The following is a 16,341-nucleotide window of genomic DNA, read 5'->3' as shown; positions in this document are numbered from 1 at the left end:
TTATTTTACCTAGTAGCACTTTAATGGACCTCCTAGAAGTCATTGGATTGAATTTATATAATAACCTTGAATATTTTGCGTCTATTTTTTCTTAAGGGATATTTATTCGGGTTACTTATTAGATTATTAATTATATCCCTTCCGTCCCCTACTTTTTATAAGCCATTATTGCTCTATTATATATATTTAAAAATTTACCAAACGTTGTTTCAAAGCAACTTAGTTTTCATAAAATATTTTTTGTTTCCGCTGAAACGGATAGGCTTTAATCTCATCTGTATCTAAATTTTCATGAAATAAATGAATGGCTATAATTTGTCTACAATCGTAAGTATGATAATAATATGTTCCGGACTCCATACACATTACGCTTGTATAAATGGTATTATCTAATGCACCCTCTTCTGTTATTACTCCACCTTTAGGAACCTCGCAATTTGATAAAATATGAAATAGGGCCGATACTCCCTCTTCTTCACTATCTATACCTTGAATGTTTTGTTTACCATATGCTGCTCGTACAAATCTTGATGGCGGGGTGAAATCCCCTGGAAGTCCCATTGAGCCTGACCCCTGACCAAAAGCACTTAATGGTAAGTTACTCCACTCAGTTGGCGCGAATGGCTGCGATGTAAGGCCAATATATTGTCTTAAATTTTGCAAATGCCAATTAAAATCCGGACTATTTGTCATCACTCCTAGTGGGTTATCATACAATTTTAATCCTTCACTTGTCGGCTCCAGTACAAGGCAATCTCCCCATTTATCCGCTAAAATCCAATGTAGTGGTGGCGTAAGTCCTAAATCCGGTAATGGTATATCCAAAAAGGTAAGGCTATCTACAGATTTCTTTAACTCTTTGACAGAATTGAATTGTGTCAGACTCCAAGTTACAAAATCAAATGGAGCCAAATTCGTTTTGTTGTCATCTATGCTTTGACTATAAGTAGCGAATCCTGGAAAATAGAGTGTTGCACATGTCATACCTGCTTCATTTACTCCGTCCGCCATAATAATCCTTCCTTGATGATTAATCCCCATTCCGACCGTAGCATGTTTCGTATTAATGATTTCACCAGTTATATTATTCCACTGGTAATGTCGAGGAATGATTATTACTTCTTGATTCATATCTAATGTGAAGTCCATCGTTCTTGCAAAAAGGTGCTGACCGTTTTTTGTCTGTAATGTCAAACTAGTACACATAAAGTACACCCCATTTTATGGTTTTATCTACACTTTACATAATTCTAATAAATCTGTAAATTAAAAACCTCTTTCTTACAAAAAATTGAGAAAGCACATATATATTACAAATAGGTTATCTCTAGTTTATAGTTGCAAAAGAATTATATGAAAAAGGAGCGACTTGTTACTATCGCTCCTTTTTATTTCTCTCTATATTTTATTAAAATAACCAGAGACCATTTTTCTCTATGAACAGTATCCCTACATAACCCTCTTAAACATCTTCTCAAGCTCATAAGTAGAATGATGCACAAGAATTGGTCTTCCGTGTGGACATGTGTATGGATTTGTTGTTGTACGTAGTTCTTCCAGTAAAGCAAATATTTGATCGTTTGTTAAATATTGATTCGCTTTAATCGATGCTTTACAGCTCATCATGATAGCTGCTTCTTCACGTAACTTTTTAATATCAACTTTTTTTAGTTTGACGACTTGTTCCATCATTTCGTCGATAATTTCTGTTTCTTGCCCTTTCGGGAACCACGTTGGATGTGAGCGGACAATAAAGGATTGATGACCGAATTGCTCCAAGAATAGTCCAACTTTTTTCAGTTCTTCTAGTTGCTCTTCGACACGTAAAAATTCAGTAAGAGATAGGTCAATACGGTATGGTACAAGTAGTTCTTGTACTTCTTGCGCTACCCTTCCTACTTTATCCCGGAAGTATTCATAATTAATACGTTCCTGCGCTGCATGCTGGTCGATCATATATAAGCCCTTATCATTTTGAGCAAAAATATATGTTCCATGCATTTGTCCAATTGGATAAAGTGGTGGTAAGTCATTACCGTTCATCTCAATCTCTTCTATTTCTTGAACTTCTTCTTCCAATTCCTCTAATTCAAAGTCTTCATCGTTACTGTTCCACGATTTCTCTTTTTGAATTGGTTCTTCCATTATCGGTTTAGTAGATGGCTGCCAACTTTGTTCTTCTCGTACGAGCGACTGTGGTGGTTGCCATTCTTGTTTCGGCGGTTGCCACAGTTGTGCTGGCTGTTTCACAGCCAGTGGTTCTTCTTGTTTTTCATCCATACCCGTCGGTAAAATAATGTCTGGCATAGATGGCTCTTTCGGCTTCGCATGCTCAAACTGGAATTGTTCTTGCACACTTTCATCTTTTTCTTTTTTCTTCGTTGTTACACCTGCATCTGGGATGAGCTGTATTTTTTTAAATGCTGCTTGCAATGTTTCTTCAATAAGCTTTAGCAATTCTTGCTCTTTACTAAAACGAACTTCTAATTTCGCTGGATGTACGTTAACGTCAACAAGCATTGGATCCATTTCAATTGATAAGAAGCCGATTGGGTATCGTCCAACTGGCAATAATGTATGGTATCCTTGCTGAATGGCTTTCATTAATACGAAATTTCGAACGTAACGACCATTTACGATCGTTGACATATAATTACGAGATGCTCTCGTTACTTCTGGTAATGTTACATAACCTTTAATTGTGAAATCTAAAGATTCAGCTTCAATTGGAACAAGCTTCTTCGCAACTTGAATGCTATAAATCGATGCAAGTACTTGTCTCACATCACCATTTCCAGATGTATGAAGTAATTTCTTTTCATTATGAAATAACTTTAACGATACTTCTGGATGTGACATTGCAATACGATACACGATATCTGTAATATTCCCAAGCTCTGTATGAATGGTTTTCATATATTTAAGACGCGCTGGTGTATTAAAGAATAAGTTTTGTACTGTAATATCTGTTCCTTTTCGGCTCGCTGTTTTCTCCTGCTTTATAATGTCTCCACCTTTAATCATAAGGTGCGTACCAGGCGCATCACCTGTGCTAGTGATTAATTTTAATTCACTAACTGAGGCAATACTCGGCAATGCCTCACCGCGGAAACCGAGTGTTCTTATGCGGAACAGATCGTTTTCATCTTTAATTTTACTCGTTGCATGTCGTTCAAAAGCGACGATACAATCTTCTTCTGCAATGCCATCTCCATTATCAATGATGCGAATTTTTGATAAACCAGCTTCTTCTAAGTGGATTTCAATAGATGTACTATTCGCATCGATAGAATTTTCCACAAGTTCTTTTACGACTGAGGCAGGGCGCTCTACTACTTCCCCTGCCGCAATTAAGTTAGAGAGTTGATCATCGAGTTTGCGAATTTTCCCCATCTACTTACTCATCCTTTCTTTAACTTTTTCTGCAAGCGATACAGTTCGTTCATCGCCTCTAAAGGTGTCATATCCAGTAAATCAATTTTTTTAATTTGCGCAAGTACTGCCGTTTCTTTTGCATCTAGAACTGACTTGTCTTGTTTTTTCGAAGACTGTTCTCCACCAAAGAATGATAATTGCGATTCTTCCTCAGTCTCTACTTTCGTCTCTTGTATTTCTGCTGGTTCTTCTTTTACAACAGATGGTTCTGGAGCCACTTCTTGTACTTTCACTTCTGTACGCTTTGGAATAATAATTTCTTCTTGTCCTTCTAGTTGCGCTAACACTTCTTTCGCACGAGCGATTAAGCTATCTGGAAGCTCCGCAAGTTGCGCAACGTGAATTCCGTAACTTTTATCAGCTGCTCCATCTTGAATTTTATGAAGGAATACTACTTTTCCGTTCTCTTCAATAGCTGAAACATGTACATTCTTCAATTGCCCTAAACTTTCTTCTAGTACCGTCAATTCATGATAATGCGTAGAGAATAACGTTTTCGCACCAATTTGGTCATGAATATGTTCAATGATTGCTTGTGCAAGTGCCATACCATCATACGTAGATGTACCGCGTCCAATTTCATCGAATAAAATTAAACTTCTTTCTGATGCATTTGCAATTGCATTTTTCGCTTCTAACATTTCGACCATAAATGTACTTTGACCCGAAATTAAATCATCCGCTGCACCAATTCTCGTAAAGATTTGATCGAATACAGGTAATACCGCTTCTGTTGCTGGTACGAAACAACCGATTTGCGACATAACAGTTACAAGTGCTAATTGTCTCATATACGTACTTTTACCAGACATGTTCGGTCCTGTAATTAAAAAGACATCCATCTTCTCCGGCATAATACAATCATTCGGTACATACAATTTCCCGTTCAATACTTTTTCAACGACAGGATGACGACCATCTTTAATAAAGATTTCGCGCTTCGTTGTTAAAACAGGTTTTACAAACTGTTCTTCTTCACTAACTGTCGCAAAACTTTGCAGTACGTCTAGTTCACTAATTACTTTCGCTAAATGCTGTAATTTCGGAATGAATACTTTGACTTCTTCGCGAAGTGCTGTAAATAAATCGTATTCTAATTGTACAATTTTTTCTTCTGCTTCTAAGATTAATGTTTCTTTTTCTTTTAATTCATCTGTTATGAAACGTTCAGCATTGGCAAGCGTTTGTTTTCGCTCATAGCGCCCTTCTGGAAGTGCTGCAAGATTCGCCTTCGTCACTTCAATGTAGTAGCCAAAAATACGGTTGTACCCGATTTTTAACGATTTAACTCCTGTAATATCACGCTCTCGTTTTTCAAGCTCAGCAATCCACGTTTTCCCGTTTTTACTAACGTAACGATATTGATCAAGCTTGTCATTATAACCGTCTTTAATAATATCTCCATCTTTAATAGAAAGCGGTGGGTTTTCTTGAATACTTCTTCCTAGTAATTCAGTTAAGCTCTCACATGGATCCGCACCTTGAATTAACCTTGCTGCATAAGCATTATCTAACAGACTAATCGCTTCTAAAATAGCTGGTACTTGAAGTAAAGATCGTCTTAACTGTAATAAGTCCCGTGCATTTACATTACCAAATGCAACTTTCCCTGCTAAACGTTCTAAATCATATACTTCTTTTAATTTTTCTTTTAAATCTTCACGTAAGAAGTAATCATTTACAAATGTTTCAACCATTTCTAAACGCTCTTCTACTTTTTCTTTTTGGATCAGTGGACGTTCCATCCACTGTTTTAACATACGACCACCCATAGCTGTTTTCGTTTTATCTAATAGCCATAATAATGATCCTGTTTTTTCTTTCGTTCGAAGTGTTTCTGTCAGCTCTAAATTTCGCTTTGAATGCACATCAATTTTCATAAATTGATTCGTATAATAAATTTCCACTGGTTGTAAATGGTCTAACGAACGTTTTTGCGTTCTTATCACATAGTTAAATAAGCGTCCAACCGCTTTAATTAACTTTGCTTGCGAAACGTTTTTCACAAGATGTTCTAACCCTTCCGGAATCGTTGTTGCATCTTCATACGAAATCGTCATTTTTAATGTTGCAGTTAATTTATTTAATTCATCTTTTGAAAATGTAGAATCTACAACAATTTCTTTTGAACCAGTTGCATACACTTCTAATAAAATATTTTCTACTGAACCTGTTAACAACGTTACTGTATTTTGTCCAGTCGTTAGATCATTACAAGCTAAAGCATACGATCCATCTTCAAAATGTGTTAATGCTGCTAAGAAGTTATTTTCTTTCTCATCAATCGTACGCCCTTCCATCATCGTTCCTGGCGTAATTAGTTGTACGACTTCACGGCGCACTACACCTTTAGCTGTTTTTGGATCTTCCACTTGCTCACAAACAGCTACTTTATATCCTTTTTCAACAAGTTGTTCAATATAATTTTTAGCTGCATGATGCGGTACACCGCACATCGGTATACGATCACTACTACCACCATCTCGGCTCGTTAATGTAATTTCAAGTTCATGAGCTGCTTTAACCGCATCTTCAAAGAACATTTCATAAAAATCACCTAATCGGAAAAATAAAAAGGCATCTTGATAGTCTGCCTTAACCTTTAAATATTGCTGTATCATAGGGGTATATTGCGTCATACTTTTCCTCCATAATTCTTACATAGTAATCAATTTTCATCTATGTCACATTTCACGGACATCCATATCTCCTATTTCAGGAGTCTTTCCTCATTATAGCACATTTCATAAGGAATCATGTTCATTCAAGCATCACTTATGTAAAGTAAAAAGCTAGGAAGAACTTCTCCCTAGCTTTCTATTACTCTTCTTCTGCATCTACGATAAAGTTCGGATCTAACTCTTCAAACTCATCATCATCGACTTGGAAATCCTCGTCTGATTCTACGCAACCTTCAGGGTTTACACTTACACAAATTTTCGTTTCCCCAACTACTTCTGTTACAAATTCACGTTCTACAGTTACAACAATTTTATTACCATTTGGTGATACAAGAGCTTCTAAACAATTTGGTGGCTGAATGACACGAGCAATAATTTCTAAATCATCACCAGAAAAGTTTTTATCACGATACCCAATACTCACTTCATCAGTGTAGTTCACACGCTCTGTTACAACTTCTGTCTTTGTATTACCATCAAATGAATACCAAGTGTTCACATCATAGAAACCTTCAATTTCCACATGCTTTCCATTCTTTCTTGCTTCGTACGAGTGGTTAATTACCCAGCACCCTAAAATACTTGTTGGCTCATTATTCGATTCACATGTATGCGTTGACTTTGTATACTTACGTCCTTTTCCAACCACCGCTTTTGTAATAATCTCTCTAAATTCGGACATTCGTAACCCTCCTCAATCACTATTCAATTAATCATATGCGTGACAATAGCGGAATGTGTCATTCTTTTTTCGAGAAGAACTTACGTTTAACCAACTAAAAAAAGAGATGTCAATTCGACATCTCTTTAACAACCACAATTTCCTTTTTTACTTTCTACCGCTGCGCCCGTTTCACCCTTCAATACATCGCCATTAGTTGAAATTAATATTTCATCTGTTACGTTGTTAGAAATCGTACTTGCAACTAGCTGTAGTAAGTCATTTACATATGTTTGTGAAGATTTAAATTCTTGCACAACTGGGATACTATCCAACTTATCTTGCAATGCATCAATTTCAGCTTCTACTTTTTTCAAAGCTTCCCATTTCCCGTAATGTTGCAAGTTTACTGCTTGCTTTTGCAGTGCTTTAATTTCATCAATTGCGCGCTTTACATTTTCATTTTTATGAATTTGCGCCTCTGCTTTCTTAAAGAAATCAACTTCTTCTGTTTCAGAAATCATTTTTGCTAATTCTTTCGCTTGCTCAACAATTTCATCTTTCGTATATGCTTTCATCTATTATTCCACCTCAATCGGCTCTTCAACTAGTTCTCCGTTAAGAGACCAAGTTTTTGCGTCCGTTACTTTTACTTTCACAAGCTGACCAATTAAAGATTTTGGAGCAACGAAGTTTACAAGTTTATTCGTACGAGTATAACCTGCAAGTACTTCCGCGTTATTTTTACTTTCCCCATCAACTAACACTTCTACAATCTGACCTTTATAACCATCATTCTTTTCAATTGCCAATTTATTTACTAATGCATTTAAGCGTTGAAGACGTTCTTTCTTTACTTCCATCGGTACATTATCTTTCATTTTTGCAGCTGGTGTACCTTCGCGCGGAGAATAAATAAAGGTAAAGGCAGTATCAAATCCTACTGCACGATATAACGACATCGTTTCTTCAAATTGCTCATCTGTTTCATTTGGGAAACCGACGATAATATCAGTTGTTAATACCGCGTTTGGAATTGCTTCTTTAATTTTTCTTACAAGCTCTAAATAATGCTCGCGCGAATATTTCCGTGCCATAATTTTTAACATCTCTGTGCTTCCAGATTGGACTGGTAAGTGAATATGTTCTACTAAGTTTCCACCTTTTCCAAGCACTTCAATTAAGTGATCATCGAAATCGCGTGGATGACTCGTTGTAAAACGAATACGAGCTATATCAACTTTACGGAGTTCGTCCATTAAATCGCCAAGACCGTATTCTATATCTTCAAAGTCTTTACCATATGCATTTACGTTCTGTCCAAGTAACGTAATTTCTTTATAACCATTCGCAGCTAAATGGCGAATCTCTTGGATAATATCTTCTGGACGTCTGCTTCGCTCTTTTCCGCGTGTATACGGTACGATACAATATGTACAGAACTTATCACAGCCATACATAATATTTACCCAAGCTTTAATATCACCACGGCGTACTTTCGGAAGGTTTTCAATTACGTCTCCTTCTTTTGACCAAACTTCGACTACCGTCTCCTTCGAGAACATTGCATCCTTTAGAATGTACGGTAATCTATGAATATTATGCGTTCCAAACACCATATCTACATGCTGATTTTTTTGCATAATTTTATTTACAACAGATTCTTCTTGAGACATGCAACCACATACCCCAATTAAAAGGTCCGGATTTCTTCGTTTTAGTGACTTTAAATGCCCTAGTTCACCGAACACTTTATTTTCAGCATTTTCACGAATGGCACAAGTATTTAATAATACTACGTCTGCAGCTTCTGTTGAAAAGGTTGGTTCATATCCAAGTGCAGTGAAAATACCAGCCATTACTTCTGTATCATGCTCATTCATTTGACAACCATATGTACGAATATAGAACTTTCTTCCTGTACCAAAATTGCGAAACTCTTCCGGTAAGCCAAAATCCCGTTCAATTTTAACTTCTTCTTTCCCTCGTTTTTTCGCGTCTTTTAAGGAAGGTGGTTGGTATACACTTTCAAAGTATTTGCTATAATCTTTCTCTTCTTTTTTCGTAGAGGAATTTGCTTGCTGACTTGCTAATCGTTGTTGCTCGTTCATCGGTAATCTCCTTTCACCCTTAACTATACACACTCTATAGTCCATTTTAATGCGCTTTGACTCACCTCAAAAATGGTTAGATAGCTTGAGAGATAACTTGTCCTTTGAAACTTGAGTAATCAATCTAATCATTCATAAGAATGAAGTCTTCCCCACACAAATAGACATTCCCTTTTCATACTTCTTTTTGTCCTACCCAAAAGCATATTGCTTTATCCCTATAAACATTACCATAGTATGAAGCGTTGCGCCAATTTTAACAAGAACGAGGCTCTGTCTGATCTTACATTTCATAAGCAATGAACTCGCTATTTTCATACAACGATTTATATATTATTTTACCATTCTGAATTTTCTAAGTAAATAAGACCATCCAATATTTTTCTCGTAAAAAAGGTTGCCAAATGGCAACCTTCTCTTCTTATATTACATAAATTCAGCTACAAGTTCATCAAACATTTTCTGATCCATATTTAAATCAGCTTGCACTAAAGGCTTCTCACTATAGCCTTTTACAAGTTCTTGGTATGAAGGTTGCGCTGTGTTTTGATATATTAAACCTGTTACTAATCCGTTATTTTCCATTAAAGTTTGCATAGCCATCATGCGATTAGACGGATCATATCCCTCTACTGTACTTAGTTTTGTTAAATTCTCTTTAAACCAATCGTAAGTATTTACTTTATTGTAAGTAACACATGGGCTGTATACGTTAATTAATGAAAATCCTTTATGGTTAATACCAGCTTCAATAATTTGTGTTAATTCTTTTAAATCACTTGAAAAGCTTTGCGCCACAAATGTCGCACCAGCTGTTAAAGCCATTTCCATAACATTTAGTGACGGTTCAATTGAACCTTGTGGTGTGCTTTTCGTTTTAAATCCAGCTTCACTACGCGGTGAAGTTTGCCCTTTTGTTAATCCGTAAATTTGGTTATCCATTACGATGTACGTAATGTCGATGTTACGACGAATAGAATGGATTGTATGTCCCATACCAATCGCAAATCCATCACCGTCACCACCCGATGCGATAACTGTTAAATCACGATTTGCCATTTTCACACCTTGTGCAATTGGAAGGGCACGACCATGAATACTATGCACACCATATGAATTAATATAACCTGAAATACGACCTGAACAGCCGATACCGGAGATAACAGCAAGTTCATCTGGATTTAAGCCAACGTTAGCTGCCGCACGTTGAATTGCAGCTTGCACCGAGAAGTCTCCGCAACCTGGGCACCAGTTTGGTTTTACACTGTTACGAAAGTCCTTAAATGTTGCCATTTAATACAACCCCTTTTTTGCATTCGTTGTAAATCTCTTTCGGCAAGAATGGGTTCCCATCATATTTTAAAAGACTAGAAATTTTCTCACCGTTACCAAGATTCATTTTCATAATGTTAGCAAGCTGACCTGTTGCATTGTTTTCTACCACTACAACACGCTTCGCATTTTTCACAAGTGGATTGATTTCAGCTGTTGGGAACGGGTGAATTAAACGTACATGAGCATGGTTTACTTTCATACCCTCTTGTTCTAAGCGCTCCATTGCTTCTTCGATCGCACCACGAGTTGAGTTAAATCCAACAAGCAATACGTCTGCTTCTTCATGCTTAACATTTTTATAGACAGGGGTATTAAACTTCAAGTTCTCCATTTTACGGAAACGTTTGTCCATTTGATCTTTACGGTTTATTGCTGATTCAGATGGTTTACCAGTTTCATCATGTTCTACACCTGTAACATGGTGAACACCATTTTTCATACCAGGTAAAACACGCGGTGAAACGCCATCTTCTGTTACTTCATAACGCTTGAAGTATGCTTTATTTTCACGTTCTGGTAATTCCGCTTCTAAATCAAGCTTACCGCGACGAATTTCCACTCTATCTAACGTAAGCGGTTCTACAGTTTGTTTTCCTAAAGAAAGCTGTAAATCCGTTAAGAAAATAACAGGTACTTGATATTCTTCAGCTAGGTTAAATGCTTCTACAATATCATAGAAAGCTTCTTCAACTGTACTTGGCGCCATTACGATTTTTGGAATCTCACCGTGCGTACCGTAAATCATCGCCATTAAATCCGACTGCTCTTGTTTCGTTGGTAATCCTGTACTTGGACCACCACGTTGTGTATCAACAATGACTAATGGTGTTTCTGTAATACCCGCTAAACCAATCGCCTCCATCATTAAAGATAGACCCGGACCAGCAGATGCAGTTAATGTACGGACACCAGCATAGTTTGCACCAATTGCCATTGTACAAGCTGCGATTTCATCCTCAGTTTGGATTACTGTCCCGCCAACTTTTGGCAATTTTTTAATTAAGTATTCCATAATTTCAGATGCAGGTGTTATTGGATATGCAGACATAAAGCGAGCACCACCAGCTACCGCACCAAATGCGATTGCATCGTTTCCAATCATAAACATGCGTTTCTTACCATCAGCTTTTTCAAGCTGCATCATGTTCACTTTCTCACCTAGCAACTCTTTCATATATTGAGAGCCACGTTTAATTGCGTCCATATTCTTTTGAACGACTTGCTCTCCTTTACGACCAAAGATCTCTTCAACAACATCTAAATAAGCTGTTTCATCTAATCCTAATACCGCACTTGATGCCCCAACAGCAACCATGTTTTTCATTAATGATGTGCCTAATTCTGAAGCAATATCTGTAAACGGTATCACATATAGATTTACATCTGTATTGTCAGGAATTGTTGGATTAAACTTCGCGTCTGCAACTACAATTCCGCCTGGACGCAGTTCGTGGAAGTTAAAGTCAATTGTTTCTTGATCAAAAGCAATTAAAATATCTAAATCATCTGAGATCGCGCGTACTTCTGTTGTACTTACACGAATTTTATTATTTGTATGGCCGCCTTTAATACGTGATGAGAAGTGGCGGTAACCGTATAGGTAATATCCTAATCGGTTTAATGCAATACAGAAGATTTCTCCTGTACTTTCAATTCCTTCACCTTGTTGGCCTCCAACTTTCCATGAAAGTTGACTAATCATCTCCTACACCCCTTTTGGCTGCATTCATTGTAGTGTATTTTTTTACAGTAATAGTTTAGCATTTTTTATACAAATAAACTACAACGGACGCAAATTATGCCTCTTCTGATTTCCCTGAATCTTTAGTATAAAGCTATTTTGTTTTTCATTCTAGTATTAGGTCTTAAAAAAAGCAATAATATCAAATGGATTTATTCTGATTTTTCTGTATTTTTAAACCAAAAATCTTAAAAGCTTATATGTTCAACAAAATTATCATATAAAAATCGCTCTACAGTAGATGCAGCATAGTGTTTACAAAGCTCATTAATTACATTTTCATACTCTCCATACGCTGATACATTTACAACTGTTTCTAATATCCCATCAAAATCCGAACCAAACCCTATATTGTTCTCTCCACCTAATGAACAGATATATTCGATGTGTTTTACTATATCTGCTATATTCGCTTGTTTTTCACTCGTTAGAAACTGTGGTACAAAAGTAACACCGATCATGCTATTTCGCTTTATAAGAGCCCTAAGTTGTTCATCGTTTAAATTACGTGGGTGCTGACAAAGTTTCGTACAATTTGAATGGGAAGCAATAGGATTTTTTGCAATTTCTATCACATCCCAAAAGCTTCTTTCATTCAGATGAGACACATCAGTCCATACATGTAACTCATTAAGTTCTTGTACAACATATTTACCAAAGGTCGTTAAACCCGCCCCACGTGTCTCTAGCGCACCATCAGCTAATAAATTGGCATAATTCCATGTTAGTCCAAAAGAACGTACTCCTAGGCGATAAAACAACCGTAATTTCATTGTATCTTTTCCAATTGCTTCGCATCCTTCTAGTGTTAATATCGCTCCAATCTCGTCCTGTTTTAACATGTTAATATCATCTTTTGTCTGAATAAACTTCACACCCGGTAATGATAAAATTTCATTGTAAAAAATATCTATCATTTGTAATGCCGCTTCAAATCGTTTTTCATATAGCACCGTTTCTGGCACATATATAGCAAAGCATTGTATACTTCCTTTTCTTTTCTTTAACTGTTCAAATGTAATATGTAATTGCGGATCGTTTTTAAAATCCTTTTTCCCCTGTGCATTCCATATCTGAAAGAGTACATCACAATGAGCATCAAAAATTTTCATTTCCATTCCTCCATTATAAAAACAACCTGTTTGCATACTGCAAACAGGTTGTTTAAACTTAACGAGGTTCTACAATTAATTTTATTGCTGTACGCTCTTCCCCATCAATCATAATATCCGTAAACGCTGGGATACAAATCAGGTCCAAACCACTAGGCGCTACAAATCCTCTTGCAATTGCTACTGCCTTTACCGCTTGGTTCAATGCACCTGCACCAATGGCTTGAATTTCTGCTGTTCCGCGTTCGCGAATAACACCTGCAAGTGCACCAGCTACAGAATTAGGGACCGACGTTGCTTTAACTTTTAATATTTCCATTCCGCGTTTCCTCCTCGTTTCTATAAAAAGTATTAGCAATTATTTCACTTTAACTTATATTCACGAGGAATGACGCGTATTCCTGCTAAATTTCTGTAATTTTTCTAAAAAATTAAAAAATAATGACTTATCTAAATTTTATCCAAGGATTACTCAAAAAACGGCTGATCATCATTAATTAAGATACGCTGAATTTTCTTAGCTTTTCCTGTATTAGGATCCACATCAACTAGCACTGCACTTAATTGTGTTCTACCACTTGTCACTTCAAATCGTACTGGTAAGTTTGTTAAAAATTTCTTCAACACTGCTTCTCGATCCATACCTAAAATCCCATCGTAAGGCCCTGTCATACCAACATCTGTGATATATGCGGTTCCCCTTGGTAAAATACGATTATCTGCTGTAGGAACATGTGTATGTGTACCCACTACCGCTGTAGCACGACCATCTACATACCAACCTAACGCTTGTTTTTCACTTGTAGTTTCCGCATGAAAATCAATAAAGATAATATTCGTACGTTTTTTTGCAATGTTAATTAATTCATCCACTTTACGGAACGGGCAATCAATCGGAGGAAGGAATGTACGTCCTTGTAAGTTAATAACTGCAACTTCTGTTCCATTACAGTTCACAAAGATAAGTCCTTTTCCTGGAGTTCCTTCTGGGAAGTTAGCTGGTCTTGCAAGATATTTTGCGTCATCAATAAATTCAAACACTTCACGGTTATCCCAAGCGTGGTTTCCAAGTGTAACCGCTTGTGCCCCGCATTCTAAAAAGTTTCGATATATTTTTTCTGTAATTCCACGTCCACCTGCTGCATTTTCTCCATTAATAATGGTTACTGTAGGTGTATATTTCTTCTTTAATGCCGGTACGTATTGTTGAATCATACCTCTACCCGGAGATCCTACTACATCCCCAACAAATAATATTCTCATATGTCTTACCCTTCCTATGTACTACATTTTTTATTACTATAGCTTCAAGTGATTTCCTTACAATATCTTTATTATAAGTTTGTTTCACTTGTATACTAATTTCCTTTATTTTAACCAATTCCAACACAAAAAAATAAAGTGGTGTTTCACCACTTTATTTTGCGTATTCCACTGCACGTGTTTCACGAATAACAGTTACTTTAATATGTCCTGGGTAATCCAGTTCATTTTCAATACGTTTTCGAATATCACGAGCTAAACGATGAGCTTCTAAATCATCAATTGTATCAGGTTTTACCAGAATACGAACTTCTCGTCCTGCTTGAATTGCGAAAGATTTTTCTACACCTTCATAAGACTCTGAAATCTCTTCTAACTTTTCAAGACGACGAATATAGTTCTCAAGTGTTTCACTACGAGCTCCAGGTCTTGCAGCTGATAATGCATCTGCTGCTGCAACTAAAACTGCAATGATAGAAGTTGGTTCTGTGTCCCCATGGTGAGATGCAATACTGTTTATAACTACAGGATGCTCTTTATACTTCGTTGCGAGTTCGACACCAATTTCAACGTGGCTACCTTCTACTTCATGATCAATCGCTTTACCGATATCATGTAATAGACCAGCACGTCTTGCTAGTTTTTCATCCTCACCAAGCTCCGCTGCCATAAGTCCAGTTAAATATGCAACTTCCATAGAGTGTTTTAAGACGTTTTGGCCGTAACTTGTACGGTATTTTAAACGACCTAAAATCTTAATTAAATCTGGATGTAATCCGTGAACACCCACTTCAAACGTTGTTTGCTCTCCGACTTCGCGAATATACTCGTCCACTTCACGTCTTGATTTTTCGACCATCTCTTCAATACGCGCTGGGTGAATACGTCCGTCCTGTACTAGTTTATCAAGAGCGATACGAGCTGTTTCACGACGAATTGGGTCAAATCCAGAAAGGATAACCGCTTCTGGTGTATCATCGATAATTAGGTCAATACCTGTTAACGTTTCTAACGTACGAATATTTCGACCTTCACGTCCGATAATACGTCCCTTCATCTCGTCATTTGGAAGATTTACAACCGAAACGGTTGTTTCAGCAACATGATCAGCTGCACATCTTTGCATTGCAAGAGATAAAATCTCTTTTGCTTTCTTATCCGCTTCTTCTTTCGCACGAACTTCGCTTTCTTTTACCATTACGGCAATTTCATGAGAAACTTCACTTTCTACTTTACCAAGAATAATTGCTTTCGCTTGTTCGCGTGTCAGATTGGAAATGCGCTCTAATTCTGTTTGTTGCTTTTGAACTAACTCTCCCACTTTGCTTTCCAACTCTTCAATCTGTTGTTGTTTCGCTACAAGAGAATCCTCTTTCTTTTCTAACTGCAGCTCGCGTTTATCGAGCGTTTCGTCTTTACGATCAAGGTTCTCTTCTTTTTGCATTAAACGATTTTCTTGTTTTTGTAATTCGCTTCTACGGTCACGAATTTCTAATTCAGCTTCTGTACGAAGTGTATGAATTTCATCCTTTGCTTCTAAAAGCGCTTCTTTCTTAAGTGCTTCAGCCTCACGATTCGCTTCGTCTAGAATACGTTTCGCTTCATTAGCTGCACCATTAATCTTCGCTTCAGCAATAGACTTTCGAACAAAAAAGCCAACAACTGCACCGACTGTTGCAAGCAAAATGGAGATGAGTATCCAAACTGTACTACTCATGATTTCACCTCCCCTTGCTATGAATGAAAAAAGACTGTCGGCATGTACATTGAATACCAACATACAGCAAAGACCGTCGTCCCACTTTTTTTAAGGGACTTTCTTCATTTCACAATTAAAATGTCATATTATTATTTCGGCAAGATTTAAGTCTTACTCCGAATATTACTTCTCTTCTTGAGAAGAGTGTTTCGTATATAAGAAAAAATATACATTCTCATTGTATCTATCGCAATTTTCATTGTCAAGCGTTGTCTACTTTTACTTTCTTTACCTTCAGCCCTA

At 36.8% G+C, this 16,341-nt stretch carries 12 protein-coding genes; all 12 read right to left on the bottom strand.

Translation table 11 applies throughout. The annotated features are described in order from the left end of the window. Window positions 1–219 precede the first annotated feature (219 nt). Entirely contained in the window at window positions 220–1,206 is a 987-nt protein-coding gene (locus ACTFOB_RS11795) for a choloylglycine hydrolase family protein (RefSeq protein ID WP_440026048.1), read from the bottom strand. A gap of 243 nt (window positions 1,207–1,449) precedes the next feature. Further along, window positions 1,450–3,393 carry a DNA mismatch repair endonuclease MutL gene (gene mutL, locus ACTFOB_RS11790; protein WP_151632570.1) on the bottom strand — a complete coding sequence of 648 codons (1,944 nt, stop codon included), beginning with the start codon at window positions 3,391–3,393 and terminating at the stop codon, window positions 1,450–1,452. Window positions 3,394–3,401: 8 nt separating this feature from the next. Continuing rightward, a complete protein-coding gene (mutS, locus tag ACTFOB_RS11785; protein ID WP_440026047.1) occupies window positions 3,402–6,074 on the bottom strand; it encodes a DNA mismatch repair protein MutS in 2,673 nt (890 codons plus the stop codon). 181 nt (window positions 6,075–6,255) lie between these two features. Further along, on the bottom strand, window positions 6,256–6,798 hold the full coding sequence (gene cotE / locus ACTFOB_RS11780; RefSeq protein ID WP_001288802.1) for an outer spore coat protein CotE: 543 nt from the start codon (window positions 6,796–6,798) through the stop codon (window positions 6,256–6,258). A 125-nt stretch (window positions 6,799–6,923) separates the two neighbouring features. Continuing rightward, a complete protein-coding gene (locus ACTFOB_RS11775; RefSeq protein ID WP_060631942.1) occupies window positions 6,924–7,355 on the bottom strand; it encodes a RicAFT regulatory complex protein RicA family protein in 432 nt (143 codons plus the stop codon). A gap of 3 nt (window positions 7,356–7,358) precedes the next feature. Further along, window positions 7,359–8,888 (bottom strand): tRNA (N6-isopentenyl adenosine(37)-C2)-methylthiotransferase MiaB, encoded by a 1,530-nt coding sequence (miaB, locus tag ACTFOB_RS11770; protein WP_440026045.1) that lies wholly within the window; start codon window positions 8,886–8,888, stop codon window positions 7,359–7,361. Between the two features lie 426 nt (window positions 8,889–9,314). Further along, window positions 9,315–10,181: a 2-oxoacid:ferredoxin oxidoreductase subunit beta gene (locus tag ACTFOB_RS11765; protein ID WP_000190158.1), complete on the bottom strand. Its 867-nt coding sequence runs from the start codon at window positions 10,179–10,181 to the stop codon at window positions 9,315–9,317. Next, window positions 10,168–11,925, bottom strand: a complete 1,758-nt coding sequence (locus tag ACTFOB_RS11760; RefSeq protein ID WP_440026042.1) for a 2-oxoacid:acceptor oxidoreductase subunit alpha — start codon at window positions 11,923–11,925, stop codon at window positions 10,168–10,170. The genes ACTFOB_RS11765 and ACTFOB_RS11760 overlap by 14 nt, the downstream gene beginning before the upstream one ends. A 227-nt stretch (window positions 11,926–12,152) precedes the next feature. Beyond that, window positions 12,153–13,076 (bottom strand): dipeptidase, encoded by a 924-nt coding sequence (locus ACTFOB_RS11755; protein WP_440026040.1) that lies wholly within the window; start codon window positions 13,074–13,076, stop codon window positions 12,153–12,155. Between the two features lie 58 nt (window positions 13,077–13,134). Further along, complete coding sequence (spoVS, locus tag ACTFOB_RS11750) at window positions 13,135–13,395, bottom strand: stage V sporulation protein SpoVS (protein ID WP_000404341.1); 261 nt, start codon at window positions 13,393–13,395, stop codon at window positions 13,135–13,137. A gap of 149 nt (window positions 13,396–13,544) precedes the next feature. Further along, complete coding sequence (locus ACTFOB_RS11745; RefSeq protein ID WP_440026038.1) at window positions 13,545–14,339, bottom strand: TIGR00282 family metallophosphoesterase; 795 nt, start codon at window positions 14,337–14,339, stop codon at window positions 13,545–13,547. A 154-nt stretch (window positions 14,340–14,493) separates the two neighbouring features. Further along, on the bottom strand, window positions 14,494–16,056 hold the full coding sequence (gene rny, locus ACTFOB_RS11740) for a ribonuclease Y (RefSeq protein WP_151632580.1): 1,563 nt from the start codon (window positions 16,054–16,056) through the stop codon (window positions 14,494–14,496). Between the last annotated feature and the right edge of the window lie 285 nt (window positions 16,057–16,341).

The sequence above is a fragment of the Bacillus cereus group sp. MYBK79-1 genome (assembly GCF_051915365.1).
Lineage (GTDB): Bacteria > Bacillota > Bacilli > Bacillales > Bacillaceae_G > Bacillus_A.
This window is presented reverse-complemented; position numbering and strand designations above follow the sequence as displayed.

Coding starts and splice junctions, on each gene's coding strand:
- ACTFOB_RS11795 (WP_440026048.1), bottom strand. CDS start 1,206: ATGTGTACTAGTTTGACATTACAGACAAAAAACGGTCAGCACCTTTTT.
- mutL (WP_151632570.1), bottom strand. CDS start 3,393: ATGGGGAAAATTCGCAAACTCGATGATCAACTCTCTAACTTAATTGCG.
- mutS (WP_440026047.1), bottom strand. CDS start 6,074: ATGACGCAATATACCCCTATGATACAGCAATATTTAAAGGTTAAGGCA.
- cotE (WP_001288802.1), bottom strand. CDS start 6,798: ATGTCCGAATTTAGAGAGATTATTACAAAAGCGGTGGTTGGAAAAGGA.
- ACTFOB_RS11775 (WP_060631942.1), bottom strand. CDS start 7,355: ATGAAAGCATATACGAAAGATGAAATTGTTGAGCAAGCGAAAGAATTA.
- miaB (WP_440026045.1), bottom strand. CDS start 8,888: ATGAACGAGCAACAACGATTAGCAAGTCAGCAAGCAAATTCCTCTACG.
- ACTFOB_RS11765 (WP_000190158.1), bottom strand. CDS start 10,181: ATGGCAACATTTAAGGACTTTCGTAACAGTGTAAAACCAAACTGGTGC.
- ACTFOB_RS11760 (WP_440026042.1), bottom strand. CDS start 11,925: ATGATTAGTCAACTTTCATGGAAAGTTGGAGGCCAACAAGGTGAAGGA.
- ACTFOB_RS11755 (WP_440026040.1), bottom strand. CDS start 13,076: ATGAAAATTTTTGATGCTCATTGTGATGTACTCTTTCAGATATGGAAT.
- spoVS (WP_000404341.1), bottom strand. CDS start 13,395: ATGGAAATATTAAAAGTTAAAGCAACGTCGGTCCCTAATTCTGTAGCT.
- ACTFOB_RS11745 (WP_440026038.1), bottom strand. CDS start 14,339: ATGAGAATATTATTTGTTGGGGATGTAGTAGGATCTCCGGGTAGAGGT.
- rny (WP_151632580.1), bottom strand. CDS start 16,056: ATGAGTAGTACAGTTTGGATACTCATCTCCATTTTGCTTGCAACAGTC.